Source organism: Streptomyces sp. NPDC054975, assembly GCF_053609105.1.
This window is the reverse complement of sequence record NZ_JBSGWV010000049.1, coordinates 18890-41109: the sequence shown is the minus strand read 5'-3', so window position 1 is coordinate 41109 and position 22220 is coordinate 18890. Positions and strand designations below refer to the sequence as shown.

Here is a 22220-nt window from a genome sequence, read left to right as displayed (position 1 = left end):
CCACGGGGGTGACACGCCGCGCGCCTGGTGCCGACACACCGGGCGCGCGGCGTCCCGCTGTCCGCGCCCCGGCCATTGGTCCACTCCACTGACGCGCCGCAGGCCCGCGCGTCGCCGTCGCGAAACTCCGTGACACAGCCTCTGACATGGGAAATCCCGTGTCGCCGAGGGTGATTGACGGAACGTCCGGAAGCCGCTACCCCTGTACGGGTCCGGCCCCGCACGCCCCCTCATCACCCCTGGTACCTGGAGGCTGCCTTGCACCGTTCCGCGTCGCGCAGACGGGTCCCCCGAGCGGTGGGCGCCGTGGCGTCCGTAGCTCTGCTCCTCCCTCTTCTCTCCGCCGCCCCGCCGGCCACGGCCGGTCCGCCTGAGCCCGGCTCGCTCCAGCGCCAGTTCGCGGCGGCCGCCGAGCGTCAGGGCGTGCCTCCGAGCGTGCTGCTCGCGGTGTCGTACCTGCAGTCGCGGTGGGACGCGCACGGCGGTGCCCCGAGTGTCACCGGGGGCTACGGCCCGATGCACCTCACGGACGCGGTGACCGCGCTGGCCGAGGCGCCGCACCACTCGCACGGCGAGGAGGACGCCCGGGGCGACGACGCGCGCGGCCCGCGCCACGGCGGCCAGGGCGAGACCCCGCTGCCGACGCGGGCTCAGCTGCCGGACCGGCTCAGGACGCTGGACCGGGCCGCCGCGTTGACCGGGATCCCGGCGCAGGAGCTGCGCAGCGGCACGGGGGCGAACATCGAGGGCGGTGCGGCGCTGCTCGCCGCCGCCCAGCGCGCCTCGGGCCGGCCGCTCAGCGCCGATCCGGCCGACTGGTTCGGCGCGGTGGCGCGGTACTCCGGTGCCGAGGACACGGCGACCGCGACGGCGTACGCGAACGACGTGTTCGACGTGATCCGCACCGGTGAGTCCCGTAGGACCGACAGCGGGCAGGTGGTGACGCTCGCGGCGGACCCGCACGTCGAGTCCGCGCCGGGGCAGGTGGAGTCGCTGGGGCTGCGGAAGCCGGGCACCGGGCCGACGGAGTGCCCACGCACGGTGGCGTGCGAGTGGATCCCGGCGCCGTACGAGGAGTTCGGGGACAAGGACTACGGCAACCACGACAAGGCGAACCGGCCCGCGTCCCAGTCGATCGACTACATCGTCGTCCACGACACGGAGGCGACCTGGGACGTCACGCTCAAGCTGGTCCAGGACCCGACGTACGTGTCGTGGCAGTACTCCCTGCGCTCCTCGGACGGGCACGTCGCGCAGCACCTGTCGCTGAAGGACGTCGGCTGGCACGCGGGCAACTGGTTCGTGAACGCCAAGGCGGTGGGCCTGGAGCACGAGGGCTTCCTGACGGCGCCGGACTCCTGGTACACGGAGGCGATGTACCGGGCCTCCGCACGGCTCGTACGGTACCTGGCCCAGCGTTACGACATCCCGCTGGACCGGCAGCACGTCCTGGGCCACGACAACGTGCCCGGCACGGTCACCTCGACGATCCGGGGGATGCACACCGACCCAGGGCCGTACTGGGACTGGGCACACTACTTCCGCCTGCTCGGCCGGCCGTTCACGGCGAGCGCGGGTCCGGACGCGGGTGTGGTGACGATCCGGCCGGAGTACACCGCGCACCAGCCGGTCTACACGGGGTGCGTCAAGGCCGGGGAGGCGTGCGCCCCGCACGGCAGCGGCGCGGTCCGGCTGCACACGGCGCCGGACGCCGAGGCGCCGCTGGTGAAGGACGTCGGTCTGCGGCCGGGTGGTGGGGACTCGACGACCGGGGTCAACGACACCGGGGCACGCGCCTCGACCGGCCAGCAGTACGCGGTGGCCGAGCGGAGGGGCGACTGGACGGCGATCTGGTACCTGGGCCAGAAGGCCTGGTTCCACAACCCGAAGGGCAAGCCGACCGCGTTGAACGCGCGCGGTCTGGTGCTGACCCCGAGGGAGGGCCTGGCGGAGGTGCCGGTGTACGGGCGCGCCTACCCGGAGGCCTCGGCCTATCCGGCGGGTGTCCCGGTCCAGGCGGTCTCCCCGCTGCCGTACAAGCTGCTCGCCGGTCAGTCGTACGTCGTGGGCGACCGCATCCCGGGCGAGTACTTCTTCGCTCCGGTGTTCGATGCCACGGGCCATCGGGTGGTGCGCGGCCAGGAGGAGTACTACGAGATCCAATTCGGCCATCGCGTCGCCTTCGTGAAGGCGGCTGACGTGCGGGTTTCCCGGACCTGAGGCGAATTCGGCCAGGGCGTGCGGGGTGTCGGCGATCGGGGGTCCGGCCGACACCCCGCAGCCGCTCATATGACTAATTTCGGTGTCGCGTGGCCCGTACGGGCGAGGGGTAGGGCTCGGCCGATCACTGCCCAGCCTCACCGAAAGGCCCCGCACGCATGGCTCAGCCCTTCGTTCTGCCGGATTTCTATGTTCCGTATCCGGCGCGGCTCAACCCCCATGTGGAGGCCGCCCGTACGCACACGCGGGCGTGGGCACGGTCCATGGGGATGCTGGAGGGCTCCGGCGTCTGGGAGGAGCACGACCTCGACTCCCACGACTACGCGCTGCTCTGCTCCTACACCCACCCCGACTGCGACGCGGACGCGCTGTCCCTGGTGACCGACTGGTACACCTGGGTCTTCTTCTTCGACGACCACTTCCTGGAGGTCTTCAAGCGCACCCAGGACCGGCCCGGCAGCAAGGCGTACCTCGACCGGCTGCCGCTCTTCATGCCGATGGACCTCTCGACGCCCATGCCCGAGCCGACCAACCCCGTCGAGGCCGGGCTCGCGGACCTGTGGACGCGTACGGTGCCGTCCATGTCCGCCGCCTGGCGGGAACGATTCGCCGTGGCGACCGAGGCACTCCTGAACGAGTCGCTGTGGGAGCTGGACAACATCAACGAGGGGCGCGTCGCCAACCCCGTCGAGTACATCGAGATGCGCCGCAAGGTGGGCGGCGCCCCCTGGTCGGCGGGGCTTGTCGAGTACGCGGCGGGCGCGGAGGTCCCCGAGCAGGTGGCGCACTCCCGTCCGCTGCTCGTGCTGCGCGACACGTTCTCCGACGCCGTGCACCTGCGCAACGACCTGTTCTCCTACCAGCGGGAGGTCGAGGACGAGGGGGAGAACAGCAACGGAGTGCTCGTCCTGGAGAAGTTCCTCGGGTGCACGACGCAGGAGGCGGCCGAGGCCGTCAACGACCTGCTGACCTCCCGGCTCCACCAGTTCGAGAACACGGCCCTCACCGAAGTCCCGGCCCTCTGCCTGGAGAAGGGGCTGAGTCCGCAGGAGTGCGCCGCGGTCGCGGCGTACGCGAAGGGGCTGCAGGACTGGCAGTCCGGCGGCCACGAGTGGCACATGCGCTCCAGCCGGTACATGAACGAGGGCCTGGACACCGGGCCTTCGCGGCTCGACGGGGTGCTCGGGACCTCCGCGCTGGACATCGGGACGCTCTTCGGCCGGCCGGCCGCCTCCCGGTTGCGGTCGCTGACGCACGTTCCGCACCAGCAGGTGGGTCCCTCGCTGCTGCCCGAGTTCGACCTGCCCTACCCGCTGACGCTCAGCCCGCACCACCAGGAGGCGCTGCGGCTCTCCGTGGACTGGGCGGAGCGGATGGGCCTCCTGGAGGACATCTGGGACCGGCCGACGCTGGAGGGCTTCGACTTCGCGGTCTGCTCGGCCGGCCTCGACCCGGACGCCACCCTGGAGGAGCTGGAGCTCAGCGCGGAGTGGCTGACCTGGGGCACGTACGGCGACGACTACTACCCGCTCGTCTTCGGCCGGTCACGGAACCTGATCGGCGCGAAGGAGTGCACCGAGCGGCTCAAGTCCGTCATGTCGCTGGAGGATCCCGAGGCCGGACGGGCGCTGGCCGTCGGTCCGATGGAGCGATCGCTCGCGGACCTGTGGGCGCGGACGGCGGGACCGATGGAGGAGAGCGCGCGCGCCCAACTGCGCGGCGCCATGGACGTCATGCTGGACAGCTGGATGTGGGAGCTGCTCAACCAGGCCCAGCACCGGGTGCCCGACCCGGTGGACTACATCGAGATGCGGCGGCTCACCTTCGGCTCCGACCTGACCATGCAGCTGTGCAAGCTGCGGCGCACGCACACGCTGCCGCCGGAGATCTTCCACACCGGCACGGTCCGGGCCCTGGAGAACTCGGCGTCGGACTACGCGGCGCTCCTCAACGACCTCTTCTCGTACCAGAAGGAGATCGAGGTGGAGGGCGAGCTGCACAACGGTGTCCTGGTCCTCCAGAAGTTCTTCGACTGCGACTACCCGACCGCGGTGGCGATGGTCGACGACCTGATGCGCGGCCGGCTGCGCCAGTTCGAGCATGTGAAGAAGCACGAACTGCCGTTGCTCTACGAGGACTTCGGCCTCGACAAGAAGGGCCGGGCCGCCTTCGCTGAGTACGTACGGGAGTTGGAGGACTGGCTCGCGGGAATCCTCAACTGGCACCGGAGCGTGCGCCGTTACCGGGCCGAGGACGTGCACTCCGGCAGCGGTACGACGCTGGCACGGATGGGTCCGACCGGAATCGGCACGTCGGCGGCGCGGCTGGCGGCCGCCTTCACGCCGTAGCGGAAGGGGCGCGGCCGCTCTCAGGCGGGGCGGCCGCGCAGCTGGTCGAGTTCGCGGCGCTCGCGCTTGGTGGGGCGGCCTGCGCCGCGATCACGGACGGCGGCCAGGGCCACGTGCTCGCGCGGGGGCGGCGGCGGGCTGTTGTCGACGTACGCCTCGGCGGCGACGGGCGGGCCGACGCGCTTGGTGAGCAGCTGCTTGACCTCGACGATCCGCTCGCGGCCGCCGTGGAAGAGCCGTACCTCGTCGCCGGGCTTGACCGGCTGGGCGGGTTTGGCGCGCTCACCGTTGACCTTGACGTGCCCGGCCCGGCAGGCGGCGGCCGCCTGCGAGCGGGTCTTGGTGAGGCGGACCGCCCAGATCCAGCTGTCGACGCGTGCGCTCATCGGCCCCCGGTCCTTGTCTCCTGGTCAGCCCTGCTGGAACAGCTCGGCGGGCAGCGGCTTGAGCAGAGCGTACAGATCGTCGGTGATCGGCCGGTCCCAACTGGCGATGGTCACCAGCACGTTGTCGCTGCGGTCGAACTGCACGCAGGCGATACGGCTCTCGGAGAGCTTGAGTCGACGCACGATCAGCAGGTTGTCGCCCTGCATCACCGGCATGTCCTCGGTGTCGAGGACCTCGACCGGCTCGTCGTTCTCCAGGGCCGCGAGGAGCTGGGCGACCTCGAAGGGAATCTGGCCGTCGGCGAGCTCGCGGGCCGGGGAGCCCTCGGGCAGGTTGCCGATGATCATCGCGGGGCCGCGGCCGCCGAACAGGTCGTACCGGAGGAAGACACCCTGGCAGCTGCCGTCGGGCGCGGGCAGCAGACCGGCACCGAGATTGCCGGGCCAGTCCCCCGGGTCCATGGCCAGGACATCGAAGTCCGGGCCCGCGGGTGTGGCGGCGCTGCGGCGGCGGAGGAAGGACATACGGCCATGGTACGTGCCCCGACCCCCATGGCGACGCGCCGGGGCGGCACGGACGGAGGGGCCGGGGGCGCGCCGTGCGGGTGGGGCCGGGGCTGGGCGTCGGCCGGTCAGGGGCGGGTCGTGCGGACGCGACCGGGGCGGGCCGTTCGGGTGGGGCCGAGGCTGGGCGTCGGCCGGTCGGGGGGTGCCCGTCCCCTCGGGGCGGCGGCCGCCGGCGCGGAGGGTGTGGTCGAGGCCCGTACGGCCGGGTGCACGGGCGCCCGCACCCTCGGCGGTCACGCTCGGCGTCCGGTCGATCGCGGACGGCTGCGGAAAACGGGCGGGGCGCACTCCGTGCGGGCGGACGCGTGCGGCGAGTCCTCGGAGCCTCGCGGAGACCTCGGCGTACGCCGGTACGCGCCCCCGAGAGGTCAGGACGTCAGGCGGAGGAGCCGGACGCGTGCTGCGCGAGTGTGCGCAGCACGGTCAACGCCTCCTGAGCGCGGGCGTGTTCGACGAAGAGGTGGTCGTGGTGGAAGCCGGCCACGACATTGCAGCTCAGTCCGGCCTCGGCGAGTCCCTGCGCGACCACTGCCGTCAGTCCGACCGCGTCGAGCGCCGAGTGGACCCGCAGAGTGATCCACCCGGCCACGTAGTCGTACGCCAGACCGGCCGCGTCGGCCTCCTCCTGGCGTACGACCAGCGTCAGCCCCTCGCTCTCGGCGACGGTGACGACCGGGACGAGACCTGCCGGAGCGGGCCCGTCCACGGTGGTGAAGACGTAGCGGCCGGGGTTGAGCTCCGGCCGCATCCCGGCGACGAGCCGGGTCAGATCACGTTCCGCGTTCATGATCGCCACCCTAGGGCGGCGCCCGACGTCACGTCAGGTCGAACTCGCCCTCCCGCGCGTTGACCACGAAGGCCCGCCACTCCGCCGGGGTGAAGATCAGTGACGGCGCCTCCGGCCGGCCTCCGTTCCGCATCGCGATGAAGCCCTCGACGAAGGCGATCTGGACGTCTCCCGCGCCCTGGCTGCTCGACCGCCAGTCGGCTCCGCTGAGGTCGAGTTCCGGCTTGTCCCACCCCGTGAAGGCGTGCTGGGTGGTGGTGCTCTCCGCCACGTCCGTGCTCCTCCCGCATAGCGCAACGTCGTCGTCCGGGGCTCAGCGTAGCGAGCGGCACCGGGTGCCGACAGACCTCCGCACGGCGGTCAGCCGGCCGGTGGCCGGTCTCCGACGAGCCACATGGAGAAGAACTGCGCGCCCCCTCCGTACGCGTGCCCGAGCGCCCTGCGCGCCCCCTCCACCTGGTGCTCGCCCGCCTGCCCCCGTACCTGCATCGCCGCCTCGGCGAAGCGGATCATCCCGGACGCGCCGATCGGGTTGGTGGAGAGCACACCGCCCGAGGGGTTCACGGGCAGGTCGCCGTCGAGTTCGGTGACCCCGGCCTCGGTGAGCTTCCAGCCCTCGCCCTCCTCGGCGAAGCCCAGGTTCTCCAGCCACATCGGCTCGTACCAGGAGAACGGGACGTACATCTCGACGGCGTCGATCTCCCGGCGCGGGTCCGTGATGCCGGCCTGCCGGTACACGTCCGCAGCGCAGTCCTTCCCGGCCTGCGGTGAGACGAAGTCCTTGCCCGCGAAGAGCGTGGGCTCGCTGCGCATCGCGCCACCGTGCACCCAGGCGGCCGGCCTCGGCGAACGCTCCGCGCCCGCGCGGTCGGTGAGGACCATCGCGCAGGCCCCGTCGGAGGACGGGCAGGTCTCGGAGTAGCGGATGGGGTCCCAGAGCATCGGCGAGGCCTGGACCTTCTCCAGGGTGATGTCGTGCTCGTGGAGATGCGCGTACGGGTTCTTCAGGGCGTTGCGCCGGTCCTTGTACGCGACGAGGGAGCCGACCGTGTCCGGGGCGCCGGTGCGCCGCATGTAGGCGCGGACGTGCGGGGCGAAGAAGCCGCCGGCCCCGGCGAGCAGCGGCTGCTGGAACGGGACGGGCAGCGAGAGGCCCCACATGGCGTTGGACTCGGACTGCTTCTCGAACGCCAGGGTCAGGACGGTGCCGTGGACGCGGGCGGCGACGAGGTTCGCGGCGACGAGCGCCGTGGACCCGCCGACCGATCCCGCCGTGTGCACGCGCAGCATCGGCTTGCCGACCGCGCCCAGGGCGTCGGCGAGGTACAGCTCCGGCATCATCACGCCCTCGAAGAAGTCGGGGGCCTTGCCGATGACGACGGCGTCGATGTCCGCCCAGGTCAGCTCGGCGTCCTCCAGGGCGCGCAGTGCGGCCTCGCGGACGAGTCCGGCGATCGAGACGTCCCGGCGGGCGGCGACGTGCTTGGTCTGGCCGATGCCGACGACGGCGACGGGCTCCTTAGACACGGGTCTCCCCTTCCAGGACGGCCACCAGGTTCTGCTGCAGGCAGGGGCCGGAGGTGGCGTGGGCGAGGGCGCGGTCGGAGGCGCCCCGGTGGATGCGGGCGGCGGCCTCGCCGAGGCGGATCAGGCCGGCGGCCATCATCGGGTTGGCGGCGAGCGCTCCGCCGGACGGGTTGACCCTCACCCTGTCGTCGAGGTCGAGAGCTCGGCGGAGGACGACCTCCTGGGAGGTGAAGGGCGCGTGCAGCTCGGCGGTGTCGACCGGCCGGTCGAAGGCCCCGGCGCGCTCGGCGGCGAGCCGGGTGGAGGGCGAGTCGGTGAGGTCGCGCACGCCGAGGGAGTGGGCCTCGATCCGGTGGTCGATGCCCCGGATCCAGGCCGGGCGGTCGCACAGCTCGCGGGCCCGGTCGCCGACGGCGAGGATCACGGCCGCGGCGCCGTCGCCGATGGGCGGGCAGTCGCCGGTGCGCAGGGGTGCGACGAGGTACTCACCCTGGTCGCGAGCGCCGGGCAGCTGTGCGTGCGGGTTGGCGGTGGCGTCCTGGCGGCTGCGGGTGGCGACGGCGGCGAGGACGGCCTCGTCGGCGTGGCCGGCGTCGATGAGTGCCTGCGCCTGGAGGGCGGCGAGGGCGACGGTGTCGGGCCAGAGCGGGGCGAGGTAGTAGGGGTCGAGCTGCCGGGTGAGGACGTCCCGTACGGAGCCGGGCGAGGTCTTCCCGTAGGAGTAGACGAGCGCGGTGTCGGCCTCGCCGGTCAGCAGCTTCACCCAGGCCTCGTAGAGCGCCCAGGCGCCGTCCATCTCGACGTGGGACTCGGATATCGGCGGCCAGGCGCCCACGCCGTCGAGGGCCATGGTGAAGGAGAACGCCCGCCCGGCGAGGTAGTCGGAGGAGCCGGAGCAGGTGAAGCCGATGTCGGGGGTCTTGAGGCCGGTCTGTCGCAGCACGTCGTGGAGGACGGGCATGACCATCTCGACCTCGGACAGCTCGTCCGTGCGCCGCCGGTGGTCGGTCTGGGCGAAGGCGACGATCGCCACGTCGCGGTTGGCCGTCACAGCAGCTCCTTGTACGTGTCGTAGTCGGCGTCGGGTTCTCCGGTGGGCCGGTAGTGGTCGGGGTAGCGGCCGTCCTCGCTCCACACGGGTTCGACGCGCAGCCCCATCCGCACCTGGTCGTAGGGGATGCCGCCGATCCTGCCGTGGAGCGCGAGTCCGGCGCCGTCGAGGGCGATGTGGGCGTAGACGTACGGGACCTCGATGTCGAGGTTCTTGGCCTTGATGTTGACGATGCAGAAGGTGGTGACCGTGCCGCGCGGGCCGACCTCGACCTGTTCGGTGGTGGCCACGCCGCAGGTGGGGCAGGCGCCGCGGGGCGGGACGTACACCTTGGTGCAGGACGGGCAGCGTTCGCCGACGGTCCTGCGGTCCGCGAGGGCGTGGAGGTAGGCGGTCTGCGCCCGGCCCGGGCTGTACGTGTAGTCGAGCCGGGCGGGGGCGACGATGCCGGTGACGGGGTCGTCGAAGGCGCCGTCGTGGGCGCGCGGCTCGTGCTCGTCGGCGCTCTCGCCCGCGTACGGCTCGAAGCAGGCGATGTCCGTGATGGCGCCGGTCCGCTCGTCGGCCCAGCGGATCCGGACCCTCATGCCGGTGTGGACGGCCTCGGGTCCGGGCGCGTCGAGGGTGTGGAGCAGGGCGGTGTCGGCACCGTCGAGACGGACGAGGACCCAGGCGAAGGGGGTGGCGAGGGGCTGCCCGGTGCGGGGGTCGGGGTTCCAGGCCCAGGTGGTGACGGTGCCGGTGGTGCCGAGCTCGACGAGGTCGCGGAGTTCGGCGGCGGTCTCGGGGTCGTACTCGACGGGCGGGACGAGCACGCGCCCGTCGTCGGTCCTGACTCCGAGGACGGTCCGCTCGCGCAACCCGGTCAGGAAGGCGGACTGGACGGGTCCGAGGGAGCGGGTGAAGGGGAACTCGACGACGAGGGGGGCGCGGAGGGTTTCGGGGGCGGGAGCGGGGGTGGTTGGCATGGGGCTCCTTGGTCGGGGGGCGGGTGGTGGGCGCGGGTCGGTGGCGGCCGCTGCGCGGGGCTTCCCCACCCCGCCGAATCTCAGCCCCGCCGGCGATCGAGGCGCGGGGTCCGGGGCGGAGCCCCAGTTCGGGAAGGGGCGGGGTGGGGAGAAGTCACTCCCTGCGGTAGACCGGCGCCCGTTTCTCCGCGAAGGCGCGCGCGCCCTCCTTCGCGTCCGCCGTGTCGAAGATCGGCCAGCCCCGGGTGAGTTCGGCCGCCAGGCCGTCCGTCTCCGTCATCTCCGCCGTCTCGTACACCGACGCCTTGACCGCCTCGACCGCGAGCGGCCCGCACGTGTTGATCTGTTCCGCGACGGACAGCGCCGCCTCCAGCGCCGTCCCCGCGGGGACGACACGGCCGACGAGTCCGATCCGGGCGGCCTCCTCCGCTCCGTACGGGCGCCCGGTGAGCAGCATTTCGAGGGCGTGCGTGCGGGCGATCTGGCGGGGCAGCCGGACGGTCGAGCCGCCGATCGGGAACAGCCCGCGCTTCACCTCGAAGAGCCCGAAGGTGGCGCTGTCGCCGGCGATCCGGATGTCGGTGCCCTGCAGGATCTCGGTGCCGCCGGCGACGCAGTACCCCTCGACGGCGGCGATGACGGGCTTGCGCGGCCGGTGGTGGCGCAGCATCGCCTTCCAGTGCAGGTCGGGGTCGGCCTTGAGCCGGTCACGGTACTGCTCGCCCGCCATGCCCTTGCCCGCCAGCGCCTTGAGGTCCATCCCGGCGCAGAAGGAGCCACCGGCGCCGGTGAGGACGACGGAGCGGACGGTGTCGTCGGCGTCGGCCTCCAGCCAGCCGTCGTAGAGCCCGACCAGCATCGGCAGTGAGAGCGCGTTCTTGGCCTCCGGCCGGTTGAGTGTGAGCACGAGTGTGGCGCCTTCGCGCTGCACGGTGAGGTGTTCGGTCCCACCCATGGACGTTCTCCCGTCTCCAGACCTAGAACAGGTTGCAGGAGGCGCGGGTCCAGTTCAATAGTTTTCTGACACTCAGTCAGATTGTTCTGCGCGATCCCTTCCCACCTCTGCCGCCCGGCGCTCTAATGACCGCCGAGTCAGTTCGGGCCTGGACGACCAGCGGGGTCAGGAGGAACGGTGGAGTACAACCTTGCCGACCTGTTCGAGTCGGTCGTCGACGTGGTCCCTGAGCGCGAGGCGCTCGTCTACGTCGACCACCCGGGCACGGGGGCGGAGCGCCGGCTCACGTACGCACGGCTCGACGCGGCCGCCAACCGCCTCGCCCACCATCTGATCGACTCCGGCATCCGGCCGGGCGAACACCTGGGCCTGCACCTCTACAACGGGATCGAGTACCTCCAGACCGTCCTGGCCTGCCTGAAGGCGCGGATCGTGCCGGTGAACGTGAACTACCGGTACGTGGAGGAGGAGTTGGTCTACCTCTACAGGGACGCCGACCTCGCCGCGCTCGTCTTCGACGCCGAGTTCACGGAGCGGGTGGCGGCGGCGCTGCCGCAGACGGAGAAGCTGCGGCACCTCGTGCGGGTGGGGACCCCGCCCGGGGACGCGCCCCCGCTGGAGTGCGTGCCGTTCACCGAGGCGGAGGCCGCCGGTTCGCCGGAGCGCGGCTTCGGGCCGCGCTCGGCCGACGACCTCTTCATCATCTACACGGGCGGTACGACGGGGATGCCGAAGGGCGTCATGTGGCGCCAGGAGGACCTCTTCTTCGCCGGGCTCTTCGGCGGCGACCCGGCGGGCGAGCCGGTCAAGCGGCCCGAGGAGCTGGCCGAGCGGGTCGCGGCGGGCGGCTCAGGGATCACCTTCTTCCCCGCTCCCCCGCTGATGCACGGCACCTCGACGCTGACCTCGTTCATCGCCTTCAACTACGGGCAGCGGGTGGTGATCCACCGCAAGTACGTGCCCGAGGAGGTGCTCCGTACGATCGAGAAGGAGAAGGTCTCCAGCGTGTCGCTGGTGGGCGACGCGATGCTCAGGCCGCTGATCGACGCGCTCCACGGACCGCTCAAGGGGACGGACCTGTCCTCGTTGTTCAGCGTCTCCTCCTCCGGGGCGATCATGTCGGAGACCGTACGGGCCCAGTTCCAGGCGCTCGTGCCGAACGTGCTGCTGCTGAACAACTTCGGTTCCTCGGAGTCCGGTTCCAACGGCAAGGCGACGGACGACTCCGGCCCCGAGAAGGGCTTCCGCCTGGAGGTCAACGAGCGGACGCGGGTCGTGGACCCGGTGACGTACGAGCCGGTGGCGGTGGGCGAGCCGGGGCGCCTCGCGCAGCGCGGGCACGTCCCGCTCGGCTACTACAACGACCCGGCGAAGACGGCCGAGACCTTCTTCCAGAAGGGCGAGGAGCGGTGGGTGCTGCTCGGCGACATGGCGACCGTCGACGAGGACGGCATCGTGACGGTCCTCGGTCGCGGCTCGCAGTGCATCAACACCGGGGGCGAGAAGGTCTATCCCGAGGAGGTCGAGCAGGCGCTGAAGTCCCATCCGGACGTGTACGACGCGCTGGTCGCGGGCGTGCCGGACGCGAAGTGGGGCAACCATGTGGCGGCGGTCGTCCAGCTGCGCGCCGGGGCGCCCGCGCTCGATCTGGAGACCGTACAGACCCACTGCCGCACCCGGCTCGCCGGGTACAAGATCCCCCGCCAGCTGGTGATCGCCGATCGGATCGAGCGTTCCCCGAGCGGCAAGGCGGACTACCGCTGGGCCCGCTCGGTTGCGGCGGCCGAGGACAGGGCTTAGAGGACGTCGCGTCGCCGGGGCCAGGCTCCCCCTGGGGATGATCTTCGAAGCCGATGCGGTCGGCGGCGCGATACGGTGGGGATCACTCCCACCCGCGAAGGAACCGTTTTCCCATGCCCGAGACCCTCCGAGGCGACTGCTCGAACTGCTTCGGGCTGTGCTGCGTCGCCCTCCCCTTCGCCAAGTCCGCGGACTTCGCCGTGAACAAGGCCTCGGGGGAACCGTGCCGGAGCCTCCAGGAGGACTTCCGCTGCGGCATCCACACCCGGCTGCGACCGAGCGGGTTCTCGGGCTGCACGGTCTACGACTGCTTCGGCGCGGGCCAGAAGGTCTCCCAGGTCACCTTCGGCGGGGTCTCGTGGCGCGAGGCGCCGGAGACCGCGCGGCAGATGTACGAGGTGTTCCCCGTGGTGCGCCAGCTCCACGAGCTCCTGCGCTACCTCACCGAGGCACTCGCGCGTCCCGCCGCCCGCCCGGTCCACGCGGAGCTGCGGCGCGCCCTGGAGCGGGTGGAGGGGCTGACCGGGGGCTCGGCGGACGACCTGGAGAAGCTGGATGTCGGCGCCGTGCGCGCCGACGTCAACCCGCTGCTCCTGAAGACCAGCACCCTGGTGCGGGCGAGCGCGGGCGCCAAGACCAAGAGCCGGCGGGGCGCCGACCTGATCGGCGCCCGGCTGCGTGGAGCCAAGCTGCGCGGCGCGGACCTGCGCGGCGCCCTGCTGATCGCCGCCGACCTGAAGGGCGCGGACCTCTCCTTGGCCGACCTCATCGGCGCGGACCTCCGGGACGCCGACCTGTCGGGCGCGGACCTCACGGACGCCCTGTTCCTCACCCAGCCCCAACTGAACGCGGCCCGCGGCGACCACGCGACCCGCCTCCCCCAGGGTTTCGAACGCCCCGGCCACTGGGCCTAGGGAGTGTCCGGAAAGTCCGGCCTGGCGCACAGGTACGGGCGCGCGAGCAGCAGGCCGGTGGTGGTCGTGAGGATGCCGAAGTACACCGGGGCGAGGTGGAGGAAGTCCGTGTAGTGGATCGCCCCGTGCACGACGACCGCGGGCAGGAAGCCGAAGGCGGCCGCCGTGGCGAGGGACCAGAACACCCAGGCCTCACCGCGCCGCCAGCCCCAGGCGCTGAGCAGGGTGATCGCCACGGCGGCGGCCATCAGGGCGCCGCCGAAGCCCGCGCGGTCGTGGGCGACGAAGGGGATGAGCCGGGGGTTCACGGCTTCCAGGGTCTGCGTGTCGGCTCCGAGGAAGACCAGGTCGGTCGGGACGAAGACGCCGGTCAGGCCGACGACCGAGATGACGGCGCCGCCGACGAACAGGCCCGCTCCCGTGACGATGAGCAGCAACTGGCCCAGCAGCGCCCGTCGGCGCTCCGGCTCCGGGCCCTCGGGGACCGGGCGCCGCAGCGGGGTGTGCGGGCGCCGGCGGACCGCTGCCACGAACATCGGGAACAGGACGAGGGTGGTGGCCGTGTGCAGAGGTTCCACGAAGCCCGTGGCCAGGAAGTAGAACAGGGTGGGGAAGCCGATGGCCCCCGACAGCAGGTACGTCTCGCGGGCCCAGGGCCATCCGCGTCGGATGCCGCCCACCGCGAGACCGGTGTAGAGGGCGCCGATCGCCACCATCGTGCCGGCCATGGTGATCCGGTCGTGCTGGAGGAAGTGCACGAGGTGGTGGTTGGCGGCATGGAGCTCGTGCAGCGTCATGCCGAGGTAGTCGCGGTCGTACCGGAGCAGCACCGGCCCGAGCGTGATCGCCGCCGCGCCGAGTCCCGCGCCCGTCATGCCCAGTCCGACGAGCAGCGCCCATATCCAGGCGGGCCAGCGGCGCGGGTCGCGTCCCGCCTCGCGGAGCCCGGGCGCCGGTGCGGTGGGGGTGGCGGCCTCGGTGACCCGCGCGAACCAGCCCGGTCCGGCCTCGACGAGCACCCGCGGCCGGGCGAGCACGACGGCGTCCGGGGTGTCGAGCGTGGCCGCAGCGGCGGTGACCGACGGGTCGCAGACGTGGCGCACGTGCGGGTCGTCGGCGGTGGTGAAGCCGTCGACGTGGGGCGTGAGGGCTGCCTCGACCTCGGCGTCGTCGGTGCGGACGACCAGCGGTATCGCGCGGCCTTCGGCGGCCTCGCGGACGGTCTCGACGTCGGCCGCCGCGACGGGTGACACCTCGACGACACCGGCTCCGAGCGGGGCCATGGCGCGGACCGTGTCGCGGACGAGCGCGGGCGGTACGGATATGCCGAGGCGGACGGCGACGGGCACACCGGCGATCTCGCCGGCGAGCCGCTCCGGAGGATGGCGGTGACCGAACGCCCGCGCGATCAGCCGTGCGCCGGCGGGCCGGGAGCCGATCGTGGCCAGCAGCCGCAGCGCGGTGCGCTGCGAACGGCGCGCGCCGAGGAGGGCGGCGGCCGGGCCGCGCAGCGGGTGGTACGTCCAGTCCGGCATCAGCGGCTCTCGTTCTCGGTCGCGGTCACGGGGGTGGTGGGCGGTGACCAGCCGAGCACCGGCGTCATGGAACGCAGCGTCACCCGCGCCGGCGTGAGCCGGGCCGCCGTGTCGCGCAGCAGCACCGCCGGCGGCCACGCCAGCTGGCCGATCGTGCCGAGCCGCGCGGAGCGGCGGGCGACGGCCTGGGCCCGTGGGCGGCGCAGCCGGTCGTACGAGCGGAGTGCCGCGGTCACGTCCGGGGTGCCGTCGAGACAGGCGGCGAGGGTGACCGCGTCCTCCAGCGCCTGGCACGCGCCCTGGCCCAGGTTGGGGGTCATCGCGTGGGCCGCGTCGCCGAGCAGGGCGACCCGGCCGCGCGCGAAGGAGGCGAGCGGCGGCAGGGCGTAGAGGTCGTGGCGCAGGACCGTGTCGGCGGGGACCGCGGCCAGCAGGGCGGGAACGGGATCGGGCCAGGAACCGAAGCGGCGCAGCAGTTCGGCGTGCTCGGTGGAGCCGAAGGCCGTTCCCGGCGGGAGCGACGCGGTCGCGAAGCAGTACATCCGCCTGCCGGGCAGAGCCGTGTAGCCGAACCTCTCGCCGCGTCCCCAGGTCGCGGCGCCCTCGGCGGGCGGCTCCGCGAGGGGTTCGGTGACCATGCGCCAGGCGGTGTAACCGGCGTACCGGGGACCGGGCGCGTCGGGCCACAGCGTGCGGCGGACCACGCTGCGCAGCCCGTCGGCGCCGATGACGAGGTCGGAGCGGGACTCTCCGCCGCCGTGCTGGACGAGGAGTCCGTGGCGGTCGTCGCGGACCGCGGTCACCTCGCTGCCGGGCCGCAGGCACTCCGGGGGCAGCGCCTCGGTGAGCGCCCGCAGGAGCTCCGCTCGGTGCAGGACCACGAGGGGATGGCCGAAGCGGCTCACGAGTTCCGTGGTGTCCGTGCGGGACAGCCAGCGTCCCCTGCGGTCGCGGACGCCGCCCGAGGCCTCGACGGCGCCGAGTTCCCTCACGGCGTCGGCCAGACCGAGGACGTCGAGCGCGCGCAGAGCGTTGGGCCACAGGGAGATTCCGGCCCCGATCTCGGTGAACTCCGGGGCCCGTTCCAGGACTTCGACGCGCCAGCCGCGCCGGTGCAGGGCGATGGCCGCCGCGAGGCCGCCGATCCCGCCGCCGACGATGGTGGCGGCGCGCTGCGGCATGGTTCCTCGCTCGGGTTCTGGGGCTCCGCCGGCTCCGGGAAAAGGGGCGGTGTGGGGCGGGCGGTGGGGCGGTTCGCGGCGCAGGGCGGACTGAGCGGCGACCTATAGCAACATGTCGACACACGCCTGTCAACGTTGATCGTCCACGCCGTCTGTCCGGTCACGAACCGCCCGGATTCGAGCACCCCCTAGGGGACGTACACGTACGGCGTGGTCGTCGTCAGGGCCGTGAAGCCGAGGCGGCCGAGGATCGGTCGGCTCGTGGCGGCCGCGTCGACCTGGACGTAGCGGTGGCCCCGCTCGACGGCGATGCGGGTGCGGAAGGCGACCAGGGCGCGGTAGAGGCCCCTGCCCCGCCAGGCTTCGACCGTGCCGCCGCCCCACAGGCCCGCGAAGTCGGTTCCGGGGTACAGCTCCAGGCGGGCGGCGCTGACGGGTTGGTCTCCGGCCATGGCGAGCACGGCGGCGACGGTGTCGGGCGTGGCGGCCAGCGCGTCGAGGAGCTGGCGGCCGATGTGGGAGCTGTCCCCGCCGAAGGCCCGGTCGTGGACCTCGGTCACCAGCGCGACGCCCTCCGCGTCCGTGACGGGAACCAGCCGCACACCCTCGGGGAGGTCCACGGCGGTCGGCAGCACCGCCCCCTCGGCGACCATCAGGGTCTCCTCGTCCTCGGCGGTGAACCCGGCGGCGAGCAGCCGGTCCGCGAGGTCGGCCGGGCGGTCGTGTCCGTACACCTTCCACTCGAAGGGCAGTCCGAGCGTGGTGAAGTGCCGGATCTGCTCGGCGACGGTCTCGTCGACCTCCTCGGCCTTCCGCTCCTGGAGTCCGGACCAGAGGATGCCGTTCCAGGCGTGGGCCGGGCCGGTCTGCCGTACGACCGGGCCGGCGCGCTCCACGCGGACTCCGGGTCCTTCGGGGTGGGCGCCGAGGCGCAGCTGACGGTCGTACAGGGCGAGTATCGCTTCGTGGTCCATGGCGCAGACTCCAGCACCTGCCGCCGGGGAGCGGCAATCGCATTTCCGCACCCCCGACGGCCGCCGCGGTCAGTCGGGCGCGTGGCGCAGCGGCGTGAGCTGTTCGATGTCGTAGCGGCGGCGGAGCGCCTCGACGGCCGCGTGGTCGACCTCGCCCCCGGCACCGAGGATCTCCATGAGCTCCTCGAAGTACCGCTCGTGGTCGGGCGGCGGGGAGGCCTGGAACAGCATCCGGGCCGGCTCCCCCGTCGGGTTGGCGAAGGCGTGCGGGCAGCCGGGCGGCACCAGGATCAAGGTGCCCGGGGTGGCCCGTACGACCCGTTCGCCCGAGGCGGACTCCCAGTCCCGCCACCGGTAGGAGGTGCGGACGAGGGGCTCGAAGGCGAGGACGTCCAGCTCCCCTTCGAGCAGGTAGAAGAGTTCCTCGCTGTGGCCGTGGGTGTGGGCGCCCACGTCGAACCCGGGTGGGACCTCGACCTCGAAGGTGGAGGCGGTCGGGGTGTGCTCGCCGGTGACCTTGAACGTCACGCGATGCGCCGCCGTCGTCAGGGTCTTGCCGTGGCCGGGCGGGACGACGAGTCCGTCGGCCGGTGGGATCGCTGTCATGGCGCCGTCCGTCCTCTCACCACGTGACCGGCAGGGTCTCGGGGCCGCGGATCAGCGCCCCACGCTGCCAGGGGATCTCCTCCTCGGGCACCGCGAGCCGCAGTCCGGGGAACCGCTTCCAGAGCGTGTCGAGGAGGATCTCCGACTCGATGCGGGCGAGTTGGGAGCCGGGGCAGTAGTGCGGTCCGTGACCGAAGGCGACGTGCGGGTTGTAGCCGCGGTCGAAGTCGAGGCGCTCGGGGTCGGGGAAGACCTCGGGGTCGCGGTTGGCCGTCAGGTAGGAGACGTAGACGGGGTCGCCGGCCGGGATGAGGACACCGCCGACCTCGACGTCCTCCAGGGCGATCCGGGAGAGGCCGACCGCGTTGCGGTGCGGGATGTAGCGGAGCAGCTCGTCGACGGCCTGCGGCAGCAGTTCCGGTTCCGCGCGGAGGCGGGCGAGGTGGTCGGGGTGGGTGAGGAGGGCGTAGACCATGTTGGCGCTGTTGTTGCGCACGGCGTGCGCGCCGCCGATCTGGATGAGGACGGCGAGGCCGACGGCCTCGTGCTCCTCCAGGGTCGCGTCGTCGACGGCGTCGGCGAGGACGGCGGCGAGGTTCTCGCGGCCGGTGCCGTGGCTGCGGCCGATGAGGTCGGTGAAGTACTGGCCCATCTCGGCCTTCGCCTGCTCGCTTGCCTCGCGGCCGGCACCCGCGGAGATGATCGTGTCGGACCACCGCGCCATCAGCGGCTGGTCGGCCTCCGGTACGCCCATCAGCTCGCTGACCATGGCGAGCGGGAAGGGCCGGTTGACCATGGCCATCAGATCGGCGGGGGCGCCCTGTTCCTCCACGGCGTCGAGGAGCCGGTCCATGGTGGCCTGGGCGTGGTCGCGCAGGGCGGCGAGCGCGCGGGCGGAGAAGGCCCGGGCGACGACGCGCCGCATCCGGGTGTGGTCGGGCGGGTCGGCGAAGCCGACGGCGCCGTCCATCGGGATGAAGTGCGGGGCGAGCCGGGTGACCTGGCGGCCGTAGACGGCCTGGCGGCTGAAGCGGGGGTCGACGGAGACGAACTTGACGTCCTCGTAGCGGGTGACCAGCCAGGCATGCCCGTCGCCGTGTGGCAGCCGGACCCGGGTGACCGGGTCCTCGTGGAGCAGCTTGGCGAGGAGGGGGTCGAAGTCGAGGCCGGTGAGGTCGGGCACGGCCCAGAAGTGGACGCGCGGCGGGTCGGCGGAGTGGGGGGTGGCGGTGGTGGTCATGAGGCGACTTTCGGGAGGACGACGGCGGGGCGGCGCAGATCTCGGGTTCTCTCCGAGTTCCCCCGTTGTGCACGGAACGACCAGAAATCGTGTCAAACACACCCAATTGCGCGATCTTGCGGAGCCCGGCGCCTCGGCGGCGCGCCGACCGAGGCACTCCGTCGCTCGCGGACTCAGAAAGTCGGCGCCACCCTCTTGCCAGCGACCGGGTCCGTGCCGATTTACTGACACCGCAAGGCTCGACCGAATGATCGGTCGTCCGTTTCGGGACGACTTCAGGACGGATGAACGGGAGTGGGCGCGGCATGACGGATCTGCTGGACAGCGGCGAACGACTCGGACGCGAGGAGCTGGCGGCGCTCCAGCTGGAGCGGTTGCGGTCGACGCTGCGGCACGCGTACGAGAACGTGGGCTTCTACCGGCAGTCCTTCGACAAGGCCGGACTGCACCCCGACGACTGCCGCACGCTCGCCGACCTCGCCCGTTTCCCCTTCACCGTCAAGACCGACCTGCGGGACCAGTACCCCTTCGGTATGTTCGCCGTCGACCAGTCCGAGGTCCGGCGCATCCACGCCTCCAGCGGCACCACGGGCCGGCCGACCGTGGTCGGCTACACCGAGCGCGACCTGGACACCTGGGCCGACGTGGTGGCCCGCTCGATCCGCGCGGCGGGCGGCAGGCCGGGCCACAAGGTCCATGTGGCGTACGGATACGGCCTGTTCACCGGCGGGCTCGGGGCGCACTACGGCGCCGAGCGGCTCGGCTGTACGGTCATCCCGGCCTCGGGCGGCATGACGGCCCGCCAGGTCCAGCTGATCCAGGACTTCCGGCCCGAGATCATCATGGTGACGCCCTCCTACATGCTGACGCTGCTCGACGAGTTCGAGCGGCAGGGCGTCGATCCGCGGACGACCTCGCTGAAGGTGGGCATCTTCGGCGCGGAGCCGTGGACGGAGGCGATGCGGCAGGAGATCGAGGAGCGGTTCGCCATCGACGCGGTCGACATCTACGGGCTGTCCGAGGTGATGGGCCCGGGTGTCGCGCAGGAGTGCGTGGAGACCAAGGACGGCCTGCACATCTGGGAGGACCACTTCTACCCGGAGATCGTGGACCCGTTCACGGGCGAGGTGCTGCCCGACGGCGAGGAGGGCGAGCTGGTGTTCACCTCCCTCACCAAGGAGGCCATGCCCGTGATCCGGTACCGCACGCGGGACCTGACGCGGCTGCTGCCGGGTACGGCGCGGGTCTTCCGGCGGATGGAGAAGGTCACGGGCCGCAGCGACGACATGGTGATCCTGCGCGGGGTGAACCTCTTCCCCACCCAGGTCGAGGAGATCGTCCTACGGACCCCGGGAGTGGCCCCGCACTTCCAGCTGAAGCTGACCCGTGAGGGCCGGCTCGACGCCCTGACGGTCCGCGCCGAGGCCCGCCCGGACGCCACCCCCGAGGAGCGTGCGGAGGCGGCCCGGTCGATCGCGGCGGCCTGCAAGGACGGCATCGGCGTCTCGGTCGGGGTCGAGGTCGTCGACCCCGAGACGCTGGAACGGTCGGTGGGCAAGATCAGGCGGATCGTGGATCTGCGCCAGAACTCCTAGGCTCCGTCCGCGGTGCTCGCGAACCGGTCGCGCAGTTCGCGCTTGAGGATCTTTCCGCTCGCGTTGCGCGGGAGTTCGTCCACGAAGAGGATCTTCTTCGGGGCCTTGAAGTGGGCGAGCTTCTCACGGGCGTGGGCCATCAGCTCCTGCTCGGTGGCCTCGGTGGCCCCGGACCGGGGGACGACCACGGCCGTGATCGCCTCGATCCAGCGGTCGTCGGGGAGGCCCACGACGGCGACCTCGGCGACGGCCGGGTGGGTGTAGAGCGCGTCCTCGACCTGCCGGGAGGCGACCAGTACGCCCCCGGAGTTGATGACGTCCTTCACCCGGTCCACCACCGTGTAGTAGCCCTCGGCGTCGCGCACCGCGAGGTCGCCGGAGCGGAACCAGCCGCCGCGGAAGGCCTCCTTGGTCTCCTCGGGCTTGTCCCAGTACCCGTCGCACAACTGCGGCGAGCGGTACACGATCTCGCCGGGCGTGCCGTCCGGGACCTCGACGCCGTGCTCGTCGACGACCCTGGCCTCGACGTGCCGGACGGGCCGCCCACAGGAGTCCATGCGGCCCTCGTGCTCGTCCGGCCCGAGGACCGTGGCGAGCGGCCCGATCTCGGACTGGCCGAAGCAGTTGTAGAACCGCAGCCCGGGGAGCCGCTCGCGCAGCCGCTCCAGGACGGGCACGGGCATGATGGAGGCACCGTAGTACGCCTTGCGCAGGCCGGAGAGGTCGCGCCTCGCGAACTCCGGGTGGTTCGACAGGCCGATCCACACGGTCGGCGGGGCGAAGAGGCTGTCGGCGCGGCCCGCCTCGATCAGGTCGAAGAGGACCTTCGGGTCCGGCCCGTCGACGATGGTGTTCTCGGCGCCGACCGCGAGGTACGGCAGCAGGAAGACGTGCATCTGCGCGGAGTGGTACAGCGGCAGCGAGTGGACCGGCTTGTCGTCCGCGCTCAGGTCCAGGGCCTCGATGGCGCTGGCGTACTCGTGGACCAGCGCCCGGTGCGTCATCCTGGCGCCCTTGGGCAGCGCCGTCGTCCCGGAGGTGTAGAGCAGTTGGACGTACTCGCGGGCGTCCCGGTCGGGGTCGTACGTGCCGGGGTCGGCGAGCGCGGCGAGGAAGGAGTCCTCGGTGTCCCGCAGGGCCCGTACGGGAAGGTCGGTGGGGACCCGGTCGGCGAGCGCCGGGTCGGCGAGGACGAGCGAACTCCCCGACTGGCGCAGGATGTAGTCGAGGTCGTCGCCCGTGAGGTGGTGGTTGACCGGGACGTGGATGAGGTCCGCGCGCGAGCAGGCCAGGAAGGCGATGAGGTACGCGTCGGAGTTGTGGCCGTAGGTCGCGACGCGGGCGCTCTCCCCGAGTCCGTAGCGCTCCCGCAGCACGGCGGCCGCCGTGGTCACGGCCGCGTCCAGCTCCGCGTAGGTCCAGGAGCGGTCCGCGTACCGCACGGCGATCCGCTCGGGGGTGCGCTGGGCGCTCGCGCGCAGGACGCCGTCGACGGTGCGGCTGAGGAGTCGTTCCATGACCGGATCCTCGGCGGCCCGGGGTGCCGGGTCAAGTACCGGGGCGGAG

The 22220-nt window shown here is 72.4% G+C and carries 19 protein-coding genes; 5 read left to right on the top strand and 14 right to left on the bottom strand.

What is annotated here, in order from left to right; all coding sequences use genetic code 11:
- Positions 1-297 precede the first annotated feature (297 nt).
- Together ACWF79_RS29110 and ACWF79_RS29105 are read left to right on the top strand one after the other, a co-directional pair.
- Positions 298-2220: an N-acetylmuramoyl-L-alanine amidase gene (locus tag ACWF79_RS29110; protein ID WP_453731146.1), complete on the top strand. Its 1923-nt coding sequence runs from the start codon at positions 298-300 to the stop codon at positions 2218-2220.
- 158 nt (positions 2221-2378) lie between these two features.
- Positions 2379-4568, top strand: coding sequence for a terpene synthase family protein (locus tag ACWF79_RS29105; RefSeq protein WP_453731139.1), 2190 nt, complete (start codon positions 2379-2381; stop codon positions 4566-4568).
- Between the two features lie 20 nt (positions 4569-4588).
- Here the strand turns inward: ACWF79_RS29105 and ACWF79_RS29100 are convergent, their stop codons facing one another.
- The 8 genes from ACWF79_RS29100 to ACWF79_RS29065 form a co-directional block, all read right to left on the bottom strand.
- Positions 4589-4954: an RNA-binding S4 domain-containing protein gene (locus ACWF79_RS29100; RefSeq protein WP_361434112.1), complete on the bottom strand. Its 366-nt coding sequence runs from the start codon at positions 4952-4954 to the stop codon at positions 4589-4591.
- Between the two features lie 24 nt (positions 4955-4978).
- Positions 4979-5479 carry a hypothetical protein gene (locus ACWF79_RS29095; protein WP_362014223.1) on the bottom strand — a complete coding sequence of 167 codons (501 nt, stop codon included), beginning with the start codon at positions 5477-5479 and terminating at the stop codon, positions 4979-4981.
- Positions 5480-5897: 418 nt separating this feature from the next.
- Positions 5898-6308 (bottom strand): ACT domain-containing protein, encoded by a 411-nt coding sequence (locus ACWF79_RS29090; protein ID WP_453731138.1) that lies wholly within the window; start codon positions 6306-6308, stop codon positions 5898-5900.
- 28 nt (positions 6309-6336) lie between these two features.
- On the bottom strand, positions 6337-6579 hold the full coding sequence (locus ACWF79_RS29085; protein ID WP_315892022.1) for a DUF397 domain-containing protein: 243 nt from the start codon (positions 6577-6579) through the stop codon (positions 6337-6339).
- Between the two features lie 89 nt (positions 6580-6668).
- Positions 6669-7835 (bottom strand): thiolase domain-containing protein, encoded by a 1167-nt coding sequence (locus tag ACWF79_RS29080; protein WP_453731137.1) that lies wholly within the window; start codon positions 7833-7835, stop codon positions 6669-6671.
- Positions 7828-8886, bottom strand: coding sequence for a thiolase domain-containing protein (locus ACWF79_RS29075; protein WP_453731136.1), 1059 nt, complete (start codon positions 8884-8886; stop codon positions 7828-7830). The genes ACWF79_RS29080 and ACWF79_RS29075 overlap by 8 nt, the downstream gene beginning before the upstream one ends.
- Complete coding sequence (locus tag ACWF79_RS29070; RefSeq protein WP_453731135.1) at positions 8883-9854, bottom strand: Zn-ribbon domain-containing OB-fold protein; 972 nt, start codon at positions 9852-9854, stop codon at positions 8883-8885. The genes ACWF79_RS29075 and ACWF79_RS29070 overlap by 4 nt, the downstream gene beginning before the upstream one ends.
- Positions 9855-10008: 154 nt before the next feature.
- The gene (locus tag ACWF79_RS29065) at positions 10009-10809 is read right to left on the bottom strand and encodes a crotonase/enoyl-CoA hydratase family protein (protein WP_453731134.1); all 801 of its coding nucleotides are present in this window, start codon (positions 10807-10809) and stop codon (positions 10009-10011) included.
- A 177-nt stretch (positions 10810-10986) separates the two neighbouring features.
- Between ACWF79_RS29065 and ACWF79_RS29060 the strand changes: the two genes are divergently transcribed.
- The gene (locus ACWF79_RS29060) at positions 10987-12609 is read left to right on the top strand and encodes an acyl-CoA synthetase (protein ID WP_453731133.1); all 1623 of its coding nucleotides are present in this window, start codon (positions 10987-10989) and stop codon (positions 12607-12609) included.
- Between the two features lie 113 nt (positions 12610-12722).
- Positions 12723-13523 carry a pentapeptide repeat-containing protein gene (locus ACWF79_RS29055; RefSeq protein ID WP_453731132.1) on the top strand — a complete coding sequence of 267 codons (801 nt, stop codon included), beginning with the start codon at positions 12723-12725 and terminating at the stop codon, positions 13521-13523.
- On the opposite strand, the gene ACWF79_RS29050 is transcribed toward ACWF79_RS29055, so the two are convergent.
- The 5 genes from ACWF79_RS29050 to ACWF79_RS29030 form a co-directional block, all read right to left on the bottom strand.
- Complete coding sequence (locus ACWF79_RS29050) at positions 13520-15058, bottom strand: hypothetical protein (RefSeq protein WP_453731131.1); 1539 nt, start codon at positions 15056-15058, stop codon at positions 13520-13522. The two genes, ACWF79_RS29055 and ACWF79_RS29050, sit on opposite strands and share 4 nt — an antisense overlap.
- The gene (locus tag ACWF79_RS29045; RefSeq protein WP_453731130.1) at positions 15058-16239 is read right to left on the bottom strand and encodes an FAD-dependent monooxygenase; all 1182 of its coding nucleotides are present in this window, start codon (positions 16237-16239) and stop codon (positions 15058-15060) included. Before ACWF79_RS29045 ends, ACWF79_RS29050 begins: the two co-directional genes overlap by 1 nt.
- Before the next feature lie 188 nt (positions 16240-16427).
- Entirely contained in the window at positions 16428-17213 is a 786-nt protein-coding gene (locus tag ACWF79_RS29040; RefSeq protein ID WP_453731129.1) for a GNAT family N-acetyltransferase, read from the bottom strand.
- Positions 17214-17282: 69 nt separating this feature from the next.
- Positions 17283-17819, bottom strand: coding sequence for a cupin domain-containing protein (locus tag ACWF79_RS29035; protein WP_453731128.1), 537 nt, complete (start codon positions 17817-17819; stop codon positions 17283-17285).
- 16 nt (positions 17820-17835) lie between these two features.
- Entirely contained in the window at positions 17836-19059 is a 1224-nt protein-coding gene (locus ACWF79_RS29030) for a cytochrome P450 (RefSeq protein ID WP_453731127.1), read from the bottom strand.
- Between the two features lie 305 nt (positions 19060-19364).
- On the opposite strand from ACWF79_RS29030, the gene paaK reads away from it, so the two are divergent.
- Positions 19365-20654: a phenylacetate--CoA ligase PaaK gene (paaK, locus tag ACWF79_RS29025; RefSeq protein ID WP_453731126.1), complete on the top strand. Its 1290-nt coding sequence runs from the start codon at positions 19365-19367 to the stop codon at positions 20652-20654.
- Here paaK and ACWF79_RS29020 read toward each other — a convergent pair.
- Entirely contained in the window at positions 20651-22171 is a 1521-nt protein-coding gene (locus tag ACWF79_RS29020) for a fatty acyl-CoA synthetase (RefSeq protein WP_453731125.1), read from the bottom strand. The two genes, paaK and ACWF79_RS29020, sit on opposite strands and share 4 nt — an antisense overlap.
- Between the last annotated feature and the right edge of the window lie 49 nt (positions 22172-22220).